This window comes from Marinobacter sp. X15-166B, from assembly GCF_001752365.1.
In the GTDB taxonomy this organism is placed as follows: Bacteria; Pseudomonadota; Gammaproteobacteria; order Pseudomonadales; family Oleiphilaceae; genus Marinobacter.
The window spans coordinates 964,947-986,433 of sequence record NZ_MEIY01000001.1 but is presented as its reverse complement, the minus strand read 5'-3'; the positions used below and the strand labels follow the sequence as shown (position 1 = coordinate 986,433).

18 protein-coding genes and 1 pseudogene are annotated in these 21,487 nt (G+C 60.8%); 15 read left to right on the top strand and 4 right to left on the bottom strand.

The annotated features are described in order from the left end of the window. Window positions 1-37 precede the first annotated feature (37 nt). The 3 genes from BG841_RS04645 (at window position 38) to BG841_RS04635 (ending at window position 1,451) form a co-directional block, all read left to right on the top strand. A complete protein-coding gene (locus tag BG841_RS04645; protein ID WP_070056583.1) occupies window positions 38-748 on the top strand; it encodes a lysophospholipid acyltransferase family protein in 711 nt (236 codons plus the stop codon). Between the two features lie 61 nt (window positions 749-809). Beyond that, window positions 810-1,046: a GlsB/YeaQ/YmgE family stress response membrane protein gene (locus BG841_RS04640; RefSeq protein ID WP_070056582.1), complete on the top strand. Its 237-nt coding sequence runs from the start codon at window positions 810-812 to the stop codon at window positions 1,044-1,046. A 3-nt stretch (window positions 1,047-1,049) separates the two neighbouring features. Next, window positions 1,050-1,451 (top strand): MAPEG family protein, encoded by a 402-nt coding sequence (locus BG841_RS04635; RefSeq protein ID WP_070056581.1) that lies wholly within the window; start codon window positions 1,050-1,052, stop codon window positions 1,449-1,451. 30 nt (window positions 1,452-1,481) lie between these two features. On the opposite strand, the gene BG841_RS04630 is transcribed toward BG841_RS04635, so the two are convergent. Further along, on the bottom strand, window positions 1,482-1,844 hold the full coding sequence (locus tag BG841_RS04630; RefSeq protein WP_228141597.1) for an OmpA family protein: 363 nt from the start codon (window positions 1,842-1,844) through the stop codon (window positions 1,482-1,484). Window positions 1,845-2,142: 298 nt separating this feature from the next. On the opposite strand from BG841_RS04630, the gene BG841_RS04625 reads away from it, so the two are divergent. The 4 genes from BG841_RS04625 (at window position 2,143) to BG841_RS04610 (ending at window position 7,705) form a co-directional block, all read left to right on the top strand. Next, window positions 2,143-3,588: a rhomboid family intramembrane serine protease gene (locus BG841_RS04625; protein WP_070056580.1), complete on the top strand. Its 1,446-nt coding sequence runs from the start codon at window positions 2,143-2,145 to the stop codon at window positions 3,586-3,588. Window positions 3,589-3,632: 44 nt separating this feature from the next. Further along, on the top strand, window positions 3,633-4,850 hold the full coding sequence (locus BG841_RS04620) for a polyhydroxyalkanoate depolymerase (RefSeq protein ID WP_070056579.1): 1,218 nt from the start codon (window positions 3,633-3,635) through the stop codon (window positions 4,848-4,850). 130 nt (window positions 4,851-4,980) lie between these two features. After that, window positions 4,981-5,724 carry a 3-oxoacyl-ACP reductase family protein gene (locus BG841_RS04615; RefSeq protein ID WP_070056578.1) on the top strand — a complete coding sequence of 248 codons (744 nt, stop codon included), beginning with the start codon at window positions 4,981-4,983 and terminating at the stop codon, window positions 5,722-5,724. Between the two features lie 85 nt (window positions 5,725-5,809). Beyond that, entirely contained in the window at window positions 5,810-7,705 is a 1,896-nt protein-coding gene (locus tag BG841_RS04610) for a PHA/PHB synthase family protein (RefSeq protein ID WP_070056577.1), read from the top strand. A 27-nt stretch (window positions 7,706-7,732) separates the two neighbouring features. Here BG841_RS04610 and BG841_RS04605 read toward each other — a convergent pair whose 3' ends face one another. Then, complete coding sequence (locus BG841_RS04605) at window positions 7,733-9,187, bottom strand: hypothetical protein (RefSeq protein ID WP_070056576.1); 1,455 nt, start codon at window positions 9,185-9,187, stop codon at window positions 7,733-7,735. Window positions 9,188-9,441: 254 nt separating this feature from the next. Between BG841_RS04605 and acnA the strand changes: the two genes are divergently transcribed. Then, window positions 9,442-12,207, top strand: a complete 2,766-nt coding sequence (gene acnA / locus BG841_RS04600) for an aconitate hydratase AcnA (protein WP_070056575.1) — start codon at window positions 9,442-9,444, stop codon at window positions 12,205-12,207. On the opposite strand, the gene BG841_RS04595 is transcribed toward acnA, so the two are convergent. Next, window positions 12,179-14,440, bottom strand: a complete 2,262-nt coding sequence (locus BG841_RS04595; RefSeq protein ID WP_070056574.1) for a HAMP domain-containing histidine kinase — start codon at window positions 14,438-14,440, stop codon at window positions 12,179-12,181. The genes acnA and BG841_RS04595 overlap by 29 nt on opposite strands. 137 nt (window positions 14,441-14,577) lie before the next feature. Here BG841_RS04595 and BG841_RS16695 point away from each other — a divergent pair, with 137 nt between their 5' ends. The 6 genes and pseudogenes from BG841_RS16695 (at window position 14,578) to BG841_RS04570 (ending at window position 19,232) form a co-directional block, all read left to right on the top strand. Beyond that, window positions 14,578-15,333, top strand: coding sequence for an Hpt domain-containing protein (locus BG841_RS16695; RefSeq protein ID WP_158007595.1), 756 nt, complete (start codon window positions 14,578-14,580; stop codon window positions 15,331-15,333). 40 nt (window positions 15,334-15,373) lie between these two features. Then, window positions 15,374-16,251: pseudogene (locus tag BG841_RS16690) on the top strand (GGDEF domain-containing protein). A gap of 7 nt (window positions 16,252-16,258) precedes the next feature. Beyond that, a complete protein-coding gene (locus tag BG841_RS04585; RefSeq protein WP_070056573.1) occupies window positions 16,259-17,437 on the top strand; it encodes an HDOD domain-containing protein in 1,179 nt (392 codons plus the stop codon). A 67-nt stretch (window positions 17,438-17,504) separates the two neighbouring features. Beyond that, complete coding sequence (locus tag BG841_RS04580; RefSeq protein ID WP_070056572.1) at window positions 17,505-17,891, top strand: response regulator; 387 nt, start codon at window positions 17,505-17,507, stop codon at window positions 17,889-17,891. A gap of 53 nt (window positions 17,892-17,944) precedes the next feature. Continuing rightward, window positions 17,945-18,265 carry a DUF2288 domain-containing protein gene (locus BG841_RS04575; RefSeq protein WP_070056571.1) on the top strand — a complete coding sequence of 107 codons (321 nt, stop codon included), beginning with the start codon at window positions 17,945-17,947 and terminating at the stop codon, window positions 18,263-18,265. A gap of 61 nt (window positions 18,266-18,326) precedes the next feature. Then, on the top strand, window positions 18,327-19,232 hold the full coding sequence (locus BG841_RS04570; protein ID WP_070056570.1) for a lysine exporter LysO family protein: 906 nt from the start codon (window positions 18,327-18,329) through the stop codon (window positions 19,230-19,232). Here the strand turns inward: BG841_RS04570 and BG841_RS04565 are convergent. Next, window positions 19,229-20,038 (bottom strand): TatD family hydrolase, encoded by an 810-nt coding sequence (locus tag BG841_RS04565; RefSeq protein ID WP_070058686.1) that lies wholly within the window; start codon window positions 20,036-20,038, stop codon window positions 19,229-19,231. The two genes, BG841_RS04570 and BG841_RS04565, sit on opposite strands and share 4 nt — an antisense overlap. 176 nt (window positions 20,039-20,214) lie before the next feature. Between BG841_RS04565 and BG841_RS04560 the strand changes: the two genes are divergently transcribed. Next, window positions 20,215-21,486, top strand: a complete 1,272-nt coding sequence (locus tag BG841_RS04560) for a D-amino acid dehydrogenase (protein WP_070056569.1) — start codon at window positions 20,215-20,217, stop codon at window positions 21,484-21,486. The last annotated feature ends 1 nt before the right edge of the window (window position 21,487 follow it).

The window sequence follows — 21,487 nt, the reverse complement described above, 5'->3', positions numbered from 1 at the left end:
CACTTGTGCGCCCGAAATACTGCACAAGGTAATGTGGATGGCATTATTGCGAAAGGCGCTGGCGTGGCTGTCGGTACTCGTTATTTGTTTGTTTGGTCTGTTGATTTGTGTGGCGCGCCCGTTTAACCCGAACAACAACCGGGTCCTGGGGCGCGCTATCGCTGTGACCGGTCGCTGGATTCTGGGGTTGCAGCGGCCCGTGACCGGGCTCGAATACATGCCTCAAGACCGGCCGGTGGTGATTATTGCCAACCACCAGCACAACGATGATTTGTTTTTGATGGGCGATCTCATGCCGCCCCGCACTGTCACCGTGGGGAAGGCGATTCTGGGCTGGATTCCGTTCTTCGGGCAGGTGTTCTGGTTGGGCGGCAATGTGATGCTCAACCGTGCCCGCTCCCGCAAAGCGGTGGCCTTGATGAAGGCCACCAGCCATGCCATCACCAATGAGAACAAAAGCCTGTGGGTGTTTGTCGAAGGTACCCGCAGCCATGGCCAGGGGCTGGGGCGGTTCAAAAAAGGGGCCTTTCACACCGCCGTTGCTGCCCAGGTGCCGCTTGTGATGATTTGTGCAGAATCCTACCGGGATGACACCGAAGGCCGGTGGGGGCAGCGCACGCCGGTGCGGGTCCGGGTACTGCCCGCGATCGAAACCCGCGGTCTGACGGCGGACGACGTACCCAGACTGGTGGCGGATTGTCACCGCCAAATGGCCGCGGCCATCGAGGCCATGGCGGCACCGCAATGACCCCGCGCTGGAAGTGCATGCTATTCTTGGGTTTGTTACACAGCGTGTGGAGAAACGAACGATGATCCTGTTCCTGATTATAGGTGGTATCGCTGGCTGGCTGGCCGGACTGATCATGAAAGGTCGCGGCTTCGGCATACTCGCAAACATCGCCATCGGTGTGGTGGGATCGTTAATTGGCGGGCTCTTGTTTCGTCTGCTCGGGCTGGCCGCGCAGAGCACCATGGGCGAGTTGGTGACGGCAACGGCAGGCGCTGTTTTGCTGTTATTTGTGGTTGGTAAGTTAAAGAAGGGTTAGTTCATGATTGCGCCAGTGTCGGCAGTGATTGCCAGTGCGGTGACCGTGCTGTTGTTGTTCCTGTCTTACCGGGTGAGCGGGTTTCGCCTGAAATACAAGCAGGGCCTCGGGGTTAATGACGATCGTGACTTTGAGGTGGCGGTTCGCAGCCAGGCCAATCTGGTGGAGTATGCGCCGGTGGCGCTGATTGTGCTGGCCCTTGCCGAAATTAACGGAGTGTCTGCCACCCTGATTTACTGGGCCGGTATGGGGTTTTTCATTGCGCGGGTGCTGCACGCCTGGGGCATGTACAAGGGACGGGGCGGCACCCACCCGGCCCGTCTGGTGGGTGCGTTGCTGACCTGGCTGTCGATGCTGGCCATGGCCGTGTTGGCGGTATTCAACGTTGTGCAACTGAGCGTGTAATCCGGTGCCAACGCCAGGCGGGGGTATGGCTTATAACGCCTCCGTCGTGACTTCATTCTGGTACACCAGCTCCAGGCGACGGTTGGCGGCGTGGTCGTCCGGGCGGGCGAGGGGTTTACTGCAGCCCCAGCTGGTTGCGCGAACCTGGTCGTTCCGGGCGCCGGCCGAGCGCAACAGTTTGCGGGCGGTGCGGGCCCGCAATCTGGCCAGAAACAGGTTGTAATCAATCGACCCGAACCGGTCGGCGTGGGCGTGCAGGTGAACCACCACACCCGGATGCGCCGCCAGATAACTCCCGTGCTCAAGCAGAATGCGCACTTCCTCCGGTTTCAGGGTGTGCTTGCCAAACCCGTAATGAAATCGCCGCCGATGCGGTCGCGGGTGGCGCTTCACCGGGGGGGGCGCACAACATGGGAATCCCCTGTTTGGCGAGAATTTCGGGGTTGTCCAATACCAGCACAGTCATCTCAGCTTCCTTTTTTTCGGAGTTCCGTTGTCGTGCCACGTCACTATTCGTGGACGGGCGGGCAACGGCAATTGGCTTTTGGTCGGTAGCGGGTGAATCCGGTCTGCCGCACCGTGGTCTGGCTCACAAGGTTGAGCTGCAGTCTCCATTACAGCGGGAAAAGCTGGCGTCGCTGTGGTAAATAGCGGATTCTATAAGGCAGATAATGATGAATTGTGACCCCCCATGCTGATCATTCCCGCTGAAAATACCATCGACTGGAAACGGCCACCCTGGGTGACCCTGAGCCTGATTCTGGTGTGTCTGCTGGTGTTTCTGTTCTACCAGGGCGGAGACAGCCGCTTGATGGTGGCGGCGGTGGACCGCTACCTCGATTCCGGCCTGCTCGAGCTGGAAGCGCCGGTGTACGAAAACTATCTGCAACGACAGCTTGGCGATCAGAAGGCGGTCGAGCGGATGATGGATCTGCAGGCGTTTCAGCAGGCACGGGCCCGTAACGACCGTGCCGGGCTGGCGTGGCACCTGGTAATGGACCGGGACTTTTATCAATACATGGCGGGCAACCGCGACCTGCTCTGGTCAACGGCCGACCGCCAGCGCTGGCAGCAGCAACGGGGCACCATTGAACGCGACTATATCGCCATGCTCAGTGCCAGCCGGTCCGGGCTGATCCCGAGGGAGCCGGGCCTGGCACCGTTGATCACCTACCAGTTTTTGCACGGCGGTTGGGGGCATTTGGCCGGCAATCTGCTGTTTCTGTTTTTATTAGGGTTCACGGTGGAAAAAGCCCTGGGGGCGGGCCGTTTTTTATTGGCGTACCTGGCTTGCGGCGTGCTGTCCGGTGTGCTGTATACCTTGTTCTCGCAAAGCAGTGCGGTGCCCCTGATCGGTGCGTCCGGGTCCATTTCCGGTTTAATGGGCATGTATGTGGCCATTTACGGGTTGCGCAGCATCCGGTTTTTCTATTTTGTCGGCTTTTATTTCAATTACTTCCGGGCGCCGGCGTTGGCGGTATTACCGGTCTGGCTCGGCAAGGAACTCTATGATTACTGGTTTGCCGGGGCCACCGGTATCGCCTATCTGGCGCATGTGGGCGGATTGCTGACGGGGGCGGGGCTGATTCTGGTATTGCGCAAAAGCTGGTTTCAGGTCGAAGAGGTGTTTTTCGAGCCCGGCGACGCCGAGCAGGCGGCCCAGTTTGCCGCTGGGTACGCCCGGGCCATGGACAGCCTGGCGCGCATGGAGTTCGCGGTGGCCGAAAGCCAGTTTGTGGCCCTCTGGGCCCGATACCCCGACCGCCCCGTGCTGTTGACCCACCTGTACCAGCTGGCCAAATTGCGGCCCGATCTGCCCGGGTATCGGCGCCGCACACTGGAGCTTATGGAAATATGCCTGCATCAGCAGCAGCCCGAACGTTTGCTGGGCATCTGGCAAGAGTACCTGAACTACGGGGAGCAGCATGCGCCGCTGGCAGCGGCGGATCACAACCGGGCGCTGTTTGCCAGCCTGCGCACCGACAATCTGAGCCTGGCGGAGCGGGCGTTTGCGCGCCTGCGGACGGCGGGCGACGGCGAGCTGGTTGACGAAGCCTGTCAGTTACTGATTCGGGAATTTGACAAGCGCCAACAGGGAGCCAAGGCCAGTTATTACCGGCAGCAGTTGCGGGCCTGAGGGCGCCGTTGCTGTGTTCGATCTCATTCAAGCAGGATAACGCCATGATGTATCATGTCCATGAATTGACGCGTACCGCTTTGATGCCTCTGACTCTGCTGGCCGGAGCCCAGAGTGCGCTACTGCAGCATCCGCTGAATCCGCTGTCCCACCTGCCCGGCAGTCGCAGCGCTGCGTCCGCCTGGGGGGTGGTCACGGACCTGACCCGCCGCTACCCCAAGCCGAGGTTCGATCTTGAAACCACCGTTTGTGACGGCACCACGGTGGCGGTCACCGAGCGTATCGTGCGGCGCAAACCCTTTGGGCAACTGAAGCATTTCGAGCGCAGTGTGGCCCGTTCCGGGGATCCCCGGTTATTGATTGTCGCCCCGATGTCGGGGCATTTTGCATCCCTGCTGCGTGGCACGGTGGAGGCCATGTTGCCGGACCATGATGTGTACATCACCGACTGGCGCGATGCCTGCCTGGTCCCGGTCACCGAAGGTTGCTTTGGCCTCGACGATTATATTGATTACCTCATCGAGTTCCTCGCGCATCTCGGTCCGGATACCCATGTGCTGGCGGTTTGTCAGCCGGTCGTACCGGCGTTGGCGGCGGTTTCCCTGATGGCAGAAGATGAACACCCGGCGACGCCACGATCACTGACTTTGATGAGCGGGCCGGTCGATGGGCGGGTGGCCCCCACCCTGCCTTGCCAATTGGCTACCAGTCACGAACTGTCCTGGTTCAGGCACCATCTGATCCACCCGGTGCCCCCGCCTTACCCCGGTGCCATGCGCAGGGTGTACCCCGGATTTATGCAGCTGACCGGTTTCATCAATATGAACTTTGACCGCCATGTGGATGCCTATCGCGGCCTGTTCAGATCCATCCGGGACGACGACCCGGAAGCTGTGACGCGCCACCGGGATTTTTACGACGAATATCTGGCGGTCATGGACCTGCCAGAGACTTTTTACCTCGATACCATTCAGCGGGTCTTTCAGGAATTCCAGCTTGCCCGCGGGTGTTTTTACCACCGCGGACGGCTGGTCAATCCGGCGGCCATCAAAACGACCGGATTGATGACAATTGAAGGCGGCAAAGATGATATCTCCAGTCCCGGGCAAACCCGTGCGGCCCATGATTTATGCGTGAATGTACCCGAGTCGAAACGTTGCCACCATCTGCAGCCGGGCGTGGGCCACTACGGCGGATTCAACGGACGTCATTGGCGCAACGAGATTTCCCCGCGATTGAAACGGTTTATCCGCGCCGTTTAGCAGCCGACGTCGCAGGGCAGGCGAGACGCTTGTTAGAGCCGCAGACCTCTGCTACCGTGAAAGGAGGAAGGATTTTACGGCACCTGCCATAACAGGTGCTCAGCGTTAATTAAGGATGAGAGACAAACTTATGAAGGATCTAGCAGGGAAGGTTGCCATCGTTACCGGTGGTTCTCGTGGTATTGGTCGGGAAATTGCGTTGCAGCTGGCGCGTCGGGGCGCCGATGTGGCGATCAACTACCGCTCCCGCGCAGCCGATGCAGAAGACACCGTCAGCGAGCTAAAGGGCTTGGGGGTGCGCGCCCTGGCGATTGGCGCCGATCTGTCCGACATGTCCGCAGCCCGCAATTTGGTTCGTCAGGTGCACGAGCAGTGGGGGCGCATTGATATTCTGATCAATAACGCCGGCATCACCCGCGACAAGACCATGAAAAACCTCACGGACGACGATTGGAATGACGTCCTCGATACCAACCTCGGAAGTGTCTACGCGACCTGTTCGGAAGTGCTGGACATCATGACGGCGCAGAACTATGGGCGTATCGTTAATATCACCTCGTTTGTGGGTCAGGCCGGCAACTTCGGGCAGGCCAACTATGCCGCCAGTAAAGGCGGAATCATCGCCTTTACCAAAACCATGGCGATGGAAGTGGCCAGGCACGACATCACCGTTAACTGCATAGCGCCGGGCTTTACCGAGACTGAAATGCTGGGACAAGTGCCGGAAAAGATCCGCGAAAAAATCATTGCCGGCATCCCCATGAGGCGCTTCGGAAAACCGGAAGAAATCGCCAAGGCGGTGGTGTTTATTGCTGCCGACGCCGGCTACATCACCGGTCAGCAAATCAATGTCAACGGTGGCGTGTATATGTAACGGCATGCTGAACAGCCGGATTTTCAGTCACAGCAACCAGCCACGGCCCTGATTGTTGCGGGTGTGGCTAAACGGAGCGTGGCCCATGTCCAAACGATCTGGCGAAACCGACCTTCAGGTCGGTTTCGAGCCGCAAGATGTAACTACTTCTCTGGCCCGGGTGGCAAAGCACGGAAGCCGGTTGTTCGCCCGCTCAGTTGCCCGTCGCCTCCAAGGCGGGCGCCCCAATCCCGTCAGTCTTAAAAGTGTTGCCAAACCGTTTGTTCGCTTCACCGGCAAACTGGCGACCCAGCCGGATACCCTGGTCACGGCCCAGATGCGGCTGGTGCAGCAAGCCACCCTGTTGTGGACCTCCGCGCTCATCAGTGCAATGACCAAAGAGCCCGTGCGCGTTGCTGAGCCAGCGCGGGGCGATGGCCGGTTCCGCGATCCGGCCTGGCAGGAGGCGGGGCTGTTCAATCTGACCCAGCAAGCCTATCTGATGACCAGTAGCTGGGTGATGGATACCATTGCGGACGTGCGGGACCTCAATGAGCAGGACCGGCGCTCGGTGCGCTTTTTCACCGGACAGGTCGTTGATGCCGTTGCACCCAGTAACTTCATACTGACCAACCCGGAAGTGTTGCGGGCGACGGTGCGAACCCGGGGCACCAACCTGCTGCGTGGTCTCGCCAACCTGTTGCGCGACCTGGACGAGGCCGATGGCCATATGGCGTTTCGCATGACCGACCCGGACGCTTTTGAGGTGGGAAAACATCTGGCCAACACTCCCGGAGACGTGGTGTATCAGAACGAATTGATGCAGTTGATCCAGTATCGCCCCACCACCGAAACCGTGCACCGCCGTCCTTTGCTGGTTGTTCCCCCCTGGATCAACAAGTACTACATTCTGGATTTGGGTGAGAAAAACTCGTTTATCCGTTATTGGGTTGAGCATGGTCACACCGTGTTCGTGATTTCCTGGATGAACCCGGGGCCGGAACACGCCCACAAAGGGTTCGACAACTACATGCTCGAAGGGCCGGTGGCAGCGCTGGACGCTATTGAGCAAGCCACCGGTGAGCGCGAGGTCAACACCGTTGGCTATTGCATCGGCGGCACCCTGCTGGGTTCGACGCTGGCCTGGCTGGCCGCCAGGAATGACGAACGGATCAAAAGCGCGACTTTTCTCAATGCCATGTTGGACTTCTCCGACGTGGGCGATCTGGCGGTGTTTGTCGACGAAAACATGATCGCCAAGATTGAAAAAGCCATGAACAAACAGGGCTATCTGGACGGTGTCACCATGGCCGGCGCGTTCAACCTGTTGCGGGCCAACAGTCTCCTCTGGTCCTGTTTCGTCAGAAACTACCTGTTGGGGCAGGACGCACCGGCGTTTGATCTGCTCTACTGGAACGCCGACACCACCCGGTTACCCGCTGCCATGCACAGCTTTTACCTGCGCAACATGTACCTGAATAACAAATTGAAGGAGCCCGGTGGGATCGAGTTGGCCGGCACCCGGATCGATCTGGGCAAAGTGACGGTGCCCAGCTATTTCGCGTCGGCGATTGAAGACCATATCGCTCCCTGGACTTCCTGCTACCGGGGGGCGGGTTACCTGGCCGGCCCGGTGCGGTTTGTGCTGGGCGGATCCGGGCATATTGCAGGTATCATCAACCCACCCGCCAAAAAGAAGTACGGTTATCGGGTCAACGAAGACAACAGCATGCCTGCGGAAGTCTGGTTGCAGGGCGCGAAAGCGTTCGAAGGCTCCTGGTGGCCCGACTGGGTGGCTTGGGCCGAACAGTTTGGCGGTGGCAAGGTGCCGGCCCGCCAGCCGGGAGAGGGGGCGCTGCCGGTGATCGAGCCAGCCCCGGGCGCCTATGTGCGCAATGAACCGGCCCCGCCTACGCCAGCGGTGCCGAAGCCCCGGCGGGCCGCTGGTCGCAAGCCGGCGGCCGGCAAGAAAGGTACGCCCCGCAAGAAGCCGGCAACCTGAAGGGCGGGCCGTGGGGCTCCGGGTGTCTCATGAGTCGGTCATGAAATTCGCGCGCGGGCCTTTCAGCGGCTCGCGGTTTTTGGCCTGCTGCAGGTAGTCGGCAAGGTGCGGATGCTGCGGGCTGCCGGGGCAGTGCTGGTTGACGAAGTTCAAAAATGCGGTGGCTTTGTCCCATTGCTGCAGACGGTTGGCCAGAATCTGTGCCGCGAGAATATACGCCCCGGCCAGGTGTTCGCTGTCGGGAAAGCGCTTGTGAAAATCCCGCAGCAGCTTCAGGGCTGCTTTGAACTCGCCCGCCTGATCCAACGCCGACCCGCAGGCCAGAATCAACCCATCGTCGTCCAGCCGGAACCGGGGGTCCACCGCGGCCAGCCGGGACAACAAATCGGCGATACCGGCACCATTGCGACGCTCGGCCAGCCAGGTGAGTATGCGCGGGTGGTAGCGGTAGAGTTCCTCGTTGTTATTGCGGGCGGTTAGCAGGGCGTACAGTTGCCCCGTGCGCTCGCTGTTGGCGGGCTCATGTTTGAGCGCCGCCACCAGCAGTGCCTGCACCTTGTCGTAATTGCCGTCCTTGAGGTGGATGTCCAGGTCGGCGTCGAGCCGCTTACTGCGATCCCGCTGCGCCATCGCAACCGGCGCGTCGCCGTCTTGCAGGTCGCTGGCAAACCCCAGTTCTTCCTGAAACTGAAACACCACATAGCCCAGCAGGTGGAACAGCATCAGGGTAAAAGTACTGTTGAGGAAGCCGCTGAACGGCTGCGCCAGCCAGGGAGTGAAGTGCTGGAAGGCAAACTCCTGGGCAGCGCCACTGGCCAGGGAGAGCAGAATCAGATAACCGTACATGAGGAAATAAGGCCAGCCGATTCGGGCCATCAGCGAAGCCAGGTTCATGGGGTTGATGGCGGCGCCGACGGAGTGCTCCATGGCGAGAATCATGATGCTGGCGGGCAGCGCCAGCAGCACAAACGCCAGCATCAGCAACGCCAGTAAGGGCCCGCCAATCAGGCCGGCTGCGAACACCAGACCGCCCATGGCCACAAACACCAGCAATTGCAGCAATACTATGTTGAAACCGCTGCCCGAAAACGCCGTGGCCAGAGGTGGGGGCGTCATGTGGCCTTCCGCGGTGTGCCGAATGACGGCGTAGGTGTATTTCAGCAGCGCGACAAACAACAACAGGCTGACTATCAGCCCGATCAGGGAGGCGGAAATCAGCAGCGGCACCAGAGTGCAGATGCCGATGACCAATAACGGGTCCAGGTGCAAGGGGTAACGAAAAAAGGCCGACAACCGGTTCCAGAAGGGAACCACCTCCGTGGCAGCACCCAGATAACGCAGGGGGTGGTCGCATCCGGGGCAGATGCCCCTTTGTTTTTTGGTGTCGCCATCGGGCATGCAGCGTTGGCAATAATAGGTCTGACAGTGGCTACAGTGCCATTTCGCCGGAACCGCGGGGTGATAGTGGCAGTCGTTTTTCAAGAAGGCTCGCCATTTTTTGTTGAGGTGGAAAAGGGGTGCAGAGTGCTGGAATCATCGCAGAAGGCAGCGGCTTGGGCCAGCGATTCGGTCGCAAGTCGGAGCCTGCCGACAGCATTCGGCCCGGTACCCGGCGGTGCACGCCAACCGCGAGGTTGCAGCTGCAAGGTTGAAGTCCCGCCAATTGATGCGATAGTAGATAGAGGTAGTAAGAAGTGCCCCGATTACACTCTGGGGATCACGCAAAGGAGGAACGTATGTCGAATGACAGTTTAAATACCTTGTCCAGCCTGGAGGCTGGCGGCAAGACGTTTCATTATTACAGTCTGCCCAAAGCCGGAAATTCGCTTGGCGACATCAGCAAGCTGCCATTCTCGTTGAAGGTTTTGCTGGAAAACCTGCTCCGTAATGAAGATGGGGACACCGTTGATCAACGCCACATTCAGGCCATGGTGCAATGGTTGCAGGATCGTCATTCAGATACCGAAATTCAATTTCGTCCTGCCCGGGTACTGATGCAGGACTTCACCGGCGTGCCGGGGGTTGTTGATCTGGCGGCCATGCGTGACGCGGTTAAGGCGGCTGGCAAGGACCCGTCCATCATCAACCCGCTGACACCGGTGGACCTGGTAATTGACCACTCGGTGATGGTCGACGAGTTTGGCGACGCCACCGCGTTCGAGGCCAACGTGGCCCGGGAGATGGAGCGCAACCAGGAGCGCTATGAATTTTTGCGCTGGGGTCAGCAGGCGTTTGATAATTTCCGGGTAGTGCCCCCCGGAACCGGTATTTGCCATCAGGTTAACCTGGAGTATCTGGGTAAAACCGTGTGGAGCCATGAGCAGGATGGTCGCTGGTTCGCCTATCCGGACACGCTGGTGGGCACCGACTCCCACACCACCATGATCAACGGTCTCAGCATTCTCGGTTGGGGTGTGGGCGGCATAGAAGCAGAAGCGGCCATGTTGGGGCAACCTGTGTCCATGCTGATTCCCGAGGTGGTGGGGTTCAAAATCACCGGAAAATTACGGGAAGGCATCACCGCCACCGATCTGGTGTTGACGGTCACCGAAATGCTGCGCAACAAAGGCGTGGTGGGTAAATTTGTTGAATTTTACGGTGATGGCCTGAAAGACATGCCGGTGGCGGACCGGGCCACCATTGCCAACATGTCACCGGAGTATGGCGCCACCTGCGGGTTTTTCCCGATCGACGAACAAACCCTGGATTATATGAAACTGACCGGGCGCGACCCGGACCAACTCGATCTGATTGAGGCCTACGCCAAGGCGCAAGGGCTGTGGCGGGAACCGGGCCATGAGCCGGTGTATACCGACACCATGGAGCTCGACATGGCCACGGTAGAGGCCAGTCTGGCCGGACCCAAGCGTCCGCAGGACCGGGTGGCGCTGACGGATATGAAAGCGTCGTTTGAGTTGTTGATGGCCACTGCGGAAGGTCTGCCGACCGACGAGCAGGAAGAAAAATCCGAGGAAGTGGCCCAGCTGAAATCCGAGGGTGGCCAGACCGCGGTCGGTGTCGAGGCCAGCTACGAGCACGCTGCCAGCCAGACCTTTGACCTGGACGGTGCCAGTCACCGGCTGGATCCGGGCGCGGTGGTGATTGCCGCCATTACCTCCTGCACCAACACCTCCAACCCCAGTGTGATGATGGCGGCGGGGTTGCTGGCGCAAAACGCGGTCAAACGCGGTCTGGCGGTCAAACCCTGGGTCAAGACCTCGCTGGCTCCCGGCTCCAAGGTGGTGACCGGGTATCTGCGGGCGGCGGGGTTCCAGGACGACCTCAACGCGCTGGGTTTCAACCTGGTGGGGTATGGCTGTACCACCTGTATCGGGAACTCCGGGCCCCTGCTGGCGCCGATTGAAGAGGCCGTTATAGAGGGCGATCTCACGGTGGCGTCGGTGCTGTCGGGTAACCGTAACTTTGAAGGGCGCATCCACCCGCTGGTCAAAACCAACTGGTTGGCGTCACCCCCCCTGGTGGTGGCGTATGCGCTGGCGGGGAATGTGCGTGTGGACCTGACGACCGAGCCCCTGGGCAAGGACCGCGAGGGCAAGCCGGTCTATCTGAAAGATATCTGGCCCTCGCAGGTGGACATCGCCCACGCGGTCGAGAAGGTCAAGACCGACATGTTCCGCAAAAAGTACGGTCAGGTGTTTGACGGTGACCGGATCTGGCAGTCGATTGAGGTACCCGACAGCCAGGTGTATGACTGGTCCGATGGTTCCACCTATATCCAGCATCCGCCATTCTTTGAGGGCATGGGGCCCCAGCCCGAGCCGATCGCAGACGTGCAGAACGCCCGAATTCTGGCGTTGCTCGGGGATTCGGTGACCACGGATCATATCTCACCGGCAGGCTCGATTGCCGCCGACAGTCCCGCAGGCCGCTATCTGCAGGACCACGGCGTGCAACCGGCCAATTTCAACTCCTACGGGTCCCGACGCGGTAACCACGAGGTGATGATGCGCGGCACCTTTGCCAACGTGCGCATTCGCAATGAAATGCTGGACAATGTGGAAGGCGGCTATACCCGTCACATTCCCAGTGGTGAGCAGCTGGCCATCTACGACGCTGCCATGCAGTACGCCACCGAGGGAACGCCGCTGGTAGTGGTGGCCGGCAAAGAATACGGCACCGGCTCCAGTCGTGACTGGGCCGCCAAAGGGGTGCGTTTGCTGGGGGTGCGGGCGGTGATCGCGGAGTCGTACGAGCGTATTCACCGTTCCAACCTGATTGGCATGGGGGTGATGCCCTTACAGTTCCCCGAGGGTATCAACCGCCACACGCTCAAGCTCACCGGTGCCGAGCTGATCAGTATTGAAGGCTTGTCCGTGGCGGCCAGGCCCGGGGCCAGGCTGACTTGCACCATCACCTACACCGATGGCCGCAGCGAAACCTGTGAGCTGGTGTCCCGTATTGATACCGAGAAAGAAGCTCTGTACTTCCAGCATGGGGGCATTTTGCACTACGTCATTCGGGATATGATTGCGCAGAGCTGAGCACCTTCTGGGTAACCCCGTCATCGCAACGCTGCCGGCCCGGTTCATCGGGTTTCGGCAGCGTTGTCGTTTCCGGAAAGGGAAGCTCTACCCAGAAACAGGCGCCCTGGTTAGCTTGGGAGCGGTAGCCGACAGTACCGTGCATCTGCTCCGCCAGTTCCTTGCAGATGGCCAGACCCAACCCTGTACCTTCGGTGGTACCGCCGGGGCTGGTTTCGGCCTGGGCAAAGCGCTGAAACACGAAGGGGCGGAACTCATCAGGAATCCCTTTGCCTTGATCCGTGACACTGATGCGAACCCGGTTCTGTTGGGTGGCGGCCGCCAGAGTCACCACCCCGCCCGGCGGAGAGGCCTTGATCGCGTTACTGATAAAGTTGTCGAGAATCTGGCGCAGGCGGACCGCATCGGCCGAAATCAGCCAGGGGCCGCAGGCATCCAGCTGCAGGGCAACATCATGATTCATGGCGAGGGGCTGATTGCCCTGCGCGGTTTCCTCCAGCAGCGTCTGCAGGTCACAAGGGGACAGTGTGATGGCCATATGGCCGGCTGCCAGTTTGCTGAAATCCAGCAGGTCGTCGATCAGGGTCTGCAGGCGCAGGCCATTGCGCAGTCCCAGCTCCGCCATTTGCTGGGCCGTGTCCGGCAGCGCCCCGGAGGTGCCCGAAACCAGCAATTTGAGCGCGCCATTGATGGCCGTGAGCGGGGTGCGTAATTCGTGGCTGAGGGTGGCTATAAAACGCTCTTTCAGCGCCGCCAGCATGTTGCGTTCAGTCGCATCCCGCAGGTTCAGCATGATTTCGGCGTGGCTGGAAAACACCAGTCGGGTGGCGCTGATCTCCACCTCGATTGCGCTGCCGCTGGCGTCGTAAAGTTTGAACTCAGCGTGCTGTACGCCAGTGTCCTGTTCCACGTGTTGTAAAAAAGCCAACAGTTTGGTGGGTTCGGCAAACAGGCTGTCGTGGGGTTTTTGCCCCACCAGCGTCTCGGGCGGGTAGCCAGTCATCTCCGCCATGCGCCGGTTCAGCCGTAATATGGTCAGGCTATCCGAATCCAGGGTCAGGATACCGTCGCCGCTCTGCTGGAATTGCAGTTCAAGCCGGTCCCGCTGCGCACGGATCTGCTGGTCTTTTTGTTCACGGGAGTGAGCCAGAGCGTTAAAGGCGCGGGTCAGCCCTTGCAATTCGTGCACCCTGGAGGCCGGCAGGCGCGCGCCGGTTTGAGGTGCATCGGCCATGTGGGTAATTCGCTCGGTCATGGCGTTCAGCGGCTGGAGGGCGCGCCGGGTCAGCCAGAGTCCGAACAGCACCAGCAGGCTCGCCCCGCCAAGACTCCAGAGAAAAAAGCGCTGGAAGGAGGCCCAGGCTGGCGCAAGCGCCTTCTCGTAGGGGGTGGTTTTCACAAACAACCAGCCCAGCCGCTGTAAATGGGCGGTCGCGAAAATCTGCCGGTTGCCATGGCTGTCGTGCTCCGTACCGGAAGGCATGCCCGACAACACCGCATCCACCAGGCGACTTGCCCCGGGTTCCGGTAGCGGTTCCAGATGCAGGCCGGTGTGACTGCCGGAGACATATACCATGTTGCCGGAATCGATGATCTGCAGGTTGTCCCGTTCGGAGTCGATACGCTTGGCCAGTTCGTTGACCGGCAAAACAGACTGCTTCGACAGATCAAGAGAACCGCCCACACCACCAAGAAACACACCGTCGTCGCTCAGTATCGGGGCCATAAACACCAGTTGTGGTACCCCCGTGGTGCGCCCGATGAGCGGGCGACTGATCACCGGTTGGTGGGTTTTCAGCAGTCGCTGGGCGTAATCCCGGTCGCGGTAATTGGTACCGATACGACCTGTGGTGTGGGCGTCTCCGGCGATCGCCGTAGCGTTTTCGTCGAACACCGTCAGTCCGGGGGAAAACAGATTCTTGGTGCCACTTTGGCGTTCAAGAATTTGCCGCAACTGGTCCGGCGGCAGTCGCCGGGTGCCATCGGTGAGCACCGCGGCCAGGCTGGACAGGGCCTGCACACGTCGTTCCAGCTGCTGATTGACGGCATGAGCGAGGGTCTGCGAGGCGCTGATCTGCTCGCGGGTCAGCAGGGTTTCAAAATCCTTGATCAACGATTGGTAGGCGGTCAGTAAGACCAGCAGTACCGTAGCCAGACTGCTGCCAATGGTGATCAGCGCGATGCGGCGTTTGAGGGAGCGTTGCTTGATGCGGGGAGGCGTCGATGATGTCATGGGGCTGTGGGTCTGTATCGCGCGATGGTCGAAAACCGGTGTTTGTTGGCATGTTGCCAGTGTGGATGATGTCAAACCCTGCCGCAACCGGTACCCTGTCGGGGTGGTGAATGCCAAGCAAAAAGTTGGAGCCCGGGATGTCCAAACCCAAACACCAGGATGTTGCCGCAAAGCTGGATGAAATTAAAGCTCAGTATTTTCAGCGGGTACGGGGAGAAGTATCACAGTTGTCCGGTCTGTTTCGTCAGTCCCCGGGCAAGGTTGCGCTGGCCGATGCCAAATCCGCTTATGCGGTCTTGCATCGACTGGCCGGTTCCGCCGGGACCTTTGGTTTGCATGACCTGAGTCGCATGGCCGCCGAACTGGAGCAGCAGTTAAAACCGGTGGTCGAGGCCGGTTCTGCGGCTGATCTGGCGCATTTGCTCGACACCGGGTTCCGGTCCCGTCTGTCGGCGCTGGCGGCCAGCTTGTCCCCTGAACCGGCACCCTCGCGCCCCATACTCGACCCGGTCGCTGCCGAGGCAGCCCGCACCCGGTCCCGTAAATGGGTTCATCTGATCCGGCCCCGGGACCGGGTGGCTCAGGAATTGAGCGATGGTTTGTCGCGCTACGGCTTTGCATTGGCTTGCCATCCGGATGTTGACGCTTTTATGGCGGCGCTGGGGTGCTGCAGTGACGGTACCACGGCGGCGGTGATCACCGACGAGGTGATGGCCAGCCGGCTGGTGACGACCTTGCGCGCTCGCACTCCCCGGTGTCCGGACAGCGCCTTGCCTATTATCGTGTTGAGTACCAGCAACTCGTTTGCAGCACGGTACCGCAGCGCCGAGGCCGGGGCCGGCGGTTTTTTTTACGGAGCCCGCGGACATCCCCCGGTTGGCGGAGCGTATTGAACAACTGGCGGCCGAGACGGAGCTTTCCGGGGGGGGCAAGGTGCTGATCGTGGACGACGACGTTGAATTGGCCAGCCATTTCCAGTTGGTGTTGCGCAACGCCGGGCTGGAGGTGGTGGTGGTGCACAAACCCGAGCAGATCCGCGCCCGACTGCTCGAGTTCCAGCCGGATATCGTGTTGATGGATATCCATATGGGCGATTACTCCGGCATTGCGCTGGCGCGGATGATCCGCTTCCAGCCGGAATGGCTGGGCTTGCCCATTATCTACCTGTCGTCCGAGCAGGATCGCGATCAGCAAATTTCCGCAGTGGCCCGGGATGCGGACGACTTTATTGAGAAACCGATTACCGACCAGCGTCTGGTGAACGTGGTGCGGGGGCGGTGCCACCGCGCCCGCCAGCTGGCCAAACTGACGACTCAGGACAGTCTCACCGGGTTACTGAAACATTCCCGCATCAAACAGGAACTGGCCAAGTGGTTTGCGGTGTGTCAGCGAAGCTCGACCCCGACGGCGGTGGCGATGCTGGATCTGGATCACTTCAAACAGGTCAACGATACCCACGGACATGCGGTCGGGGATGTGGTGATCAAAGCACTGGCCAGCCTGTTGCGGCACCGGTTGCGCAAAACCGATATCGTCGGCCGGTACGGGGGGAGGAATTTGCGGTGATTCTGCCGCAGTGCGAGCTGGCTGAAGCGCGGGGAATACTGGACAACATATGCCGCCAGTTTTCCGGTCTGGCGTTCAGTGGTGCGCACGCCGAGTTTCAGGTTACCCTCAGCGCGGGCGTCGCCCGACTGAACGATTTTGCCGATGCCGACGCGGCCCTCAACGCGGCCGATGCGGCCCTGTACCAACGCAAGCAGCAGGGACGCAATGGGGTGACGGTGCACGGCGAGGGTCAGCTTACGTGAGGACACAGTGAAAGTATTGATTCTTGATGACGACCTGTTGATGGCGGAATTGCTGGCCACTATCCTGACCGGCCTGTGCGCGCCGGCCTCGGTGACCCTGGCCGGCTCGCTCGGAGCGGCCAAAACAGCGTGGCAAGGGGGGCAGTTTGACCTGTTGATTTGTGATTGGAATTTGCCGGATGGCAGCGGCCTGGAACTGGTGCGGCTGGTGCGCGCCGCCGATGGGAAGGTGCCCATATTGATGGTCACCGGCCGCGCCGACCGGGCGTCGGTGCTCACGGCGGCCCACTATCGAATCAACGGGTTCGTGACCAAGCCGTTCAGCATCGAAGAGATCCGTGAGCGCCTGCAAACCCTGTTGCCACCGGATACCGTGGCGGCCCGCGAACGGTTGCCGTTGGCGCAGTTGCTGGAAGAGGCGGTGCAGGGCAGTCTGCAGTTGCCTACGCGGTTACAACCGGGCGAAATCGTGCCCTTGCTGGCGCAACAGCAGCGGTTGAGCGCGCAGGATCTGGCGACCCGCTGGCAGGGGCAGGCCGGGTTGATCACACGCTTGCTGGATGTGGCGAATGGCAGCACTTTCAGACGCTCGGGCGAAGCGGTCAACACCTTGCTGGACGCGGTCAAGGTGCTGGGCATATCCATGACCCTGCAACAGGCCCTGGCCCTGGCATTTGATGCGACCCATGCGCTGACCGAGGCGCGTTTGCAGCAGCGCGCCGAAACCGTGCTCTCGCACTCCCGTGCGGTGGCCCAAACGGCGCGAACCATGGCCCACAGCATCGGTGTGGCGGCTGATGCAGCCTATACTGCCGGGCTCCTCAGTCAGGTGGGTGAGCTGGCGGTATTAACGGTGTTGCAGCGTCACCTCAATGGCGGCGAATCGTTAGAAGACCTGCAGGTGGAAGACGCCCTGACGACCTGGTCGCAACCCTATGGCAACCAGTTGAAGGTCCGTTGGCGCATGCCCATTGAGTTGCGCGATCTGATCGGGGCGGTGCATCATCTGGCGCACGACGACACCCGCAAAGAGCGCATCATGATGCGGGCGGCCGCCCTCACGGCCCGCGGCCAGGCCGACACCACGGAATGCCAGCGACTGCTGCGCCGCATCGGGCTTGACGGCGCCGACCCGACCGCCCCGAAGCCGGCCCCGGCGACAGTGGCCGCCGCCGACCCTGGGTGAGGAGCGCGTTAATTAGCAATGTGCCGCCTGCGGCGGTTCCTTATCGCACGGCATCAGGACCAACACTATGCCAGAGCTGAAAAGAATCATGTATGTGGAAGACGAACCCGATATCCGCGCCGTGGCCGAACTGGCGCTGGTGTCGATCGGCGGGTTTACCGTGAAGATGTGTGAGTCAGGGGCGCAGGCACTGGCTTGTGTGGAAGCATTCAACCCCGATCTGATTCTGTTGGATGTGATGATGCCCGGCATGGATGGTCGGGAAACGTTCCGGGCGCTGCGTGCCCTGCCGGCGCTGAGGGCCACGCCGGTGGTGTTTATGACCGCCAAGGCGCAGCCGGCGGAAGTGGAAGAATATCAACGGCTGGGGGCCGTGGGGGTGATCACCAAACCCTTTGACCCCATGGCGCTGCCAGACAGGGTGCGGGAGGTCTGGCAATCGAGCCGGCAGTAGGGCGATAATAGGCGGTTTCGTCTTGTTCGATCCAACGCTGTCAGAGGCCGCCCATGTCATCCTCCCAATCAACCGATGAACTGATAACCAAACTGAATCTGGAAACGTCGAAAATCGGCTGGCGTGAACTGCAGACGTATTACGCCCGTGGTCACGTGGTGCAGGTGGCTCCGGAACTGGATCTGCTCACCGTGGCCGTTGAACTGGTCGCGGACAACACCGCCCAGTTCGAGTCCTGGATGGCCACCGGCAAGGTCGGTGAAGTGTCCGCTGATCTGGCCCGAAGCTGGTACGACCGGGATACCGAGCTTTGGGCGGTGGTGATTGCCCCCTGGGTGTTGGTGCAATATCAGCACGATGACCCCTTGCACTGATCTGTGCCGTTGCCCCGCTCCTATTGCCCGGAGCGGACTGCTCACTCTTCCTGAGATCCCCATGTTGACCGATGCACTGTTGATTCTGGCCCCGCTGTTTTTGGGTTTTTTGTTTACTCTCCGGCAACCTGCCTTACTGAGTGTGATCCATCACAGCGTAGACGCTTTGGTGTATTTTATTCTGGCCATTCTCGGCCTGGGATTGGGGCAGATGGAGGGGTTATGGGGCCAGTTGGGTGCCATGGCCGGTCAGGTCCTGGGCCTGGTGACTGCGCTGCTGTTCGCCAACATGCTGGCGCTGTGGGGCTGGCACCGCTGGCAACCGATGCGGCCCGAGGTGGACGATACGGTCACCCCGGCGAGTTATGGGCGCCTGTTTATGGCCGCGCTGAAGCCTCTGGCAGCGGTCGTGGCGGGGGTTGTGATGGGGGCGCTGATATTGCCGGATCTGCCGTTAGTCGATGAAGTGGCTACCGGAGCATTGATGTTGTTGCTGTTTCTGATCGGGCTGCAGCTGCGTAACGCGGGTTTGTCGCTGCGTCGTTTGCTGATGAATCGTCAGGGCCTGGGCATTGCGGTGATGTTGATGCTGAGCTCGCTGCTGTGCGGGGTGCTCATTGCGCCGTTTTACGAGTTGTCCCTCCCGCAGATGTTGGCTCTGACCTCCGGGTTTGGCTGGTACTCTTTATCCGGCATCGTCATTGGTGATGCCCTCGGGCCGGCTTGGGGCGGGGTGGCGTTCCTCAATGACGTGCTGCGGGAAATCATCGCGTTGGCGGTGATCCCCCTGGTGATCACCGCCCGGCCCGCCCTGGCCATCGGCTACGGCGGGGCGACCTCCATGGACTTCACCCTGCCCATTATCCGCAGCAGTGGCGGCTTGCGGTGTGTGCCGGTCGCGATCGCTTCCGGGTTCATCCTGTCGTTTGCCGCCCCGGTGCTGATGGGTTTGTTCTTGTCGCTTTAGCCCGCGGGGAAGAAGGTCGCAAGACTGGCCTGGTAAGTGGCTTGCAGCACCTCGTCAATCCCCAACTGTTTTACCGCCGCCACCTGTTCGGCAATAAAAGGCAGGTAGTGGGGGGCGTTTTCCTTGCCCCGATAGGGCACCGGTGTCAGGAAGGGCGCGTCGGTTTCCAGCAAAATCTGTTCGATAGGGGTCATGCGGATGATGTCCCGCACGTTCTCCGCCTTGTTGAAAGTGGCTATGCCATTGAATCCCAGACGCCAGCCCTGGTCGATGGCATAACGGGCCAGCTCCGGTCCGGAAGTGAAGCTGTGAATAACCCCCCGTCGCGGCAGGGAGTGCTCGAACTCCTGCAGAATCGCGATGGTGTCCTCATCGGCCTCGCGGCTGTGGATAACCACCGGCAACCGGGTGTCGCAGGCGATCTGCAGTTGCTGGCGGAAAACCTCTCGCTGGACGCGGCGGTCGGAATTGTCATAAAAGTAATCGAGACCGATCTCACCGATCGCCACGATTTTGGGGTCGGCACTGTGCTGACGTATTTCCGCCTCCACGGCAGCGGTGTACAGTTCGGCATCGTGGGGATGAATGCCTTGGGTGCCGTAAACCCAGGGGGCAGCCTGGCTCAGCTCGCGCACGGTGGCCAGGTTGTCCGGGGTGACTGCAATGGTAATGATGCGCTCGATATTCACCTTGCGGGCGTTATCCAGCGTATCGGCCAGTGGGCGCTCTTTGAGGTAATCGAGGTGACAGTGGGTTTCAATGATCGGCAGATCGAATACGGGAATGTCGCGTTTTTTGGTGCTCATGGCAGGCTCACAGATACCGGTCATAGATTAGGGGGTGGGTGGCAGCGGCACAGTTTACCACCGGAGGTGTGGTGTTCGCACGGTGATGGGTATGATAGGGGCTGTGCCGGTGGCCCGGGTGAGTGGACCATCGGCGCAAATCAAACCTGCAGTTAAAAAACACGGGGAGGAAGGCGATGCACGTTGTCGTGATTGGTGCCGGTGTGGTGGGTGTCACTACGGCGTATGCCCTGCAACAACGAGGGCACCGGGTGACGGTGCTGGAGCGGCTGGAGGCCGCCGGCCTGGAAACCAGTTTCGGCAACGCCGGGCAGCGATCGTATGGCGTGGTGTACCCCTGGGCGGATGCGGACATGGTCCGCTACGCCTTACCCTGGTTGATCAAACAGGATGGCCCGCTGAAAATGCATTGGCCGCCGTCGCTGGCAGCCATGCGGTTTTTGCTGGCAACATTGAAATATGCCTACGCGCCCGGGGCTTATGGCTTGAACAAGCGGGCCATGCTGCGGCTGGGCACGCACAGCAAGGCCTGTTTCGAGCGGCTGGACAAGGAGCTCGGGCTGAAGTTCGATGGCGATACCGCCGGGCTGATTCAGTTGGCCAGTACCCCGGCAGAGTTGCGGGCGTACCAGCAACTGTCGGGGTTGCTGAAGGAGATGGGGGTGGCCCACAGTCTGCTAACCCCGGCCCAGGTGCGCGAGTATGAGCCCGGCATGACCGGCGGAGGGCCCCTGTATGGCGGCATCCGTTTTGACACCGACGCCACCGGCGATTGCCATCTGTTTACCCGGGCGTTGACCCGTGCGTGTGAACAAGCGGGTGTGGTGTTTCGCTACCACTGCGAGGTCACCGGGCTGGACGGCAACTCACAGCGACTCGACGCCGTGCGGTTCACCAATGCGCACGGCCAGACCGAGCGTCTCGAAGCGGACGCCTTTGTGTTGTCGGCGGGCTGCTGGTCGGCGGAGCTGGCTTCTGCGCTGGGACTGCGCTTGCCGATTTACCCCGTCAAGGGTTACTCGCTGACGGTGCCGCTGCAAGACCCGGAGCTGGCGCCCCGCTCCACGGTACACGACGATTACTACAAAGTGGTGTCCACCCGGCTGGGCAACCGGCTGCGGGCCACCGGCTTTGTCGAGCTGGCGGATTTCCGGCGCGACATTCCCAAGGCGCGTCTGGCGACCATTGCCAAGTCCGTGGCGGCGCGCTTTCCGGGTTGTGCGGATTTGACCCAGGCGTCCGCCTGGACCGGGTTCCGGCCGATGACACCGGATGGTCCGGCGATCCTCGGCCGGGGCTTGCAGGAGAATCTGTATCTCAATACCGGCCACGGCACCTTTGGCTGGACGCTGTCGGCCGGCAGTGCCGACCTGATCGCGCAGGTGATCGATGGTGAAGAACCGGCTCTGCCACTGGACGCCTTCCGCCCCAGCCGGTTCCAGGAATAGG

Excerpts from the sequence above, each read along its gene's own strand:
- BG841_RS04565 (WP_070058686.1), bottom strand. The coding sequence starts at position 20,038 with ATGAGCACCAAAAAACGCGACATTCCCGTATTCGATCTGCCGATCATT.
- BG841_RS16695 (WP_158007595.1), top strand. The coding sequence starts at position 14,578 with ATGTCCAAACCCAAACACCAGGATGTTGCCGCAAAGCTGGATGAAATT.
- BG841_RS04635 (WP_070056581.1), top strand. The coding sequence starts at position 1,050 with ATGATTGCGCCAGTGTCGGCAGTGATTGCCAGTGCGGTGACCGTGCTG.
- BG841_RS04580 (WP_070056572.1), top strand. The coding sequence starts at position 17,505 with ATGCCAGAGCTGAAAAGAATCATGTATGTGGAAGACGAACCCGATATC.
- BG841_RS04620 (WP_070056579.1), top strand. The coding sequence starts at position 3,633 with ATGATGTATCATGTCCATGAATTGACGCGTACCGCTTTGATGCCTCTG.
- BG841_RS04570 (WP_070056570.1), top strand. The coding sequence starts at position 18,327 with ATGTTGACCGATGCACTGTTGATTCTGGCCCCGCTGTTTTTGGGTTTT.
- BG841_RS04640 (WP_070056582.1), top strand. The coding sequence starts at position 810 with ATGATCCTGTTCCTGATTATAGGTGGTATCGCTGGCTGGCTGGCCGGA.
- BG841_RS04625 (WP_070056580.1), top strand. The coding sequence starts at position 2,143 with ATGCTGATCATTCCCGCTGAAAATACCATCGACTGGAAACGGCCACCC.
- BG841_RS04560 (WP_070056569.1), top strand. The coding sequence starts at position 20,215 with ATGCACGTTGTCGTGATTGGTGCCGGTGTGGTGGGTGTCACTACGGCG.
- acnA (WP_070056575.1), top strand. The coding sequence starts at position 9,442 with ATGTCGAATGACAGTTTAAATACCTTGTCCAGCCTGGAGGCTGGCGGC.
- BG841_RS04615 (WP_070056578.1), top strand. The coding sequence starts at position 4,981 with ATGAAGGATCTAGCAGGGAAGGTTGCCATCGTTACCGGTGGTTCTCGT.
- BG841_RS04595 (WP_070056574.1), bottom strand. The coding sequence starts at position 14,440 with ATGACATCATCGACGCCTCCCCGCATCAAGCAACGCTCCCTCAAACGC.
- BG841_RS04610 (WP_070056577.1), top strand. The coding sequence starts at position 5,810 with ATGTCCAAACGATCTGGCGAAACCGACCTTCAGGTCGGTTTCGAGCCG.
- BG841_RS04645 (WP_070056583.1), top strand. The coding sequence starts at position 38 with ATGGCATTATTGCGAAAGGCGCTGGCGTGGCTGTCGGTACTCGTTATT.
- BG841_RS04575 (WP_070056571.1), top strand. The coding sequence starts at position 17,945 with ATGTCATCCTCCCAATCAACCGATGAACTGATAACCAAACTGAATCTG.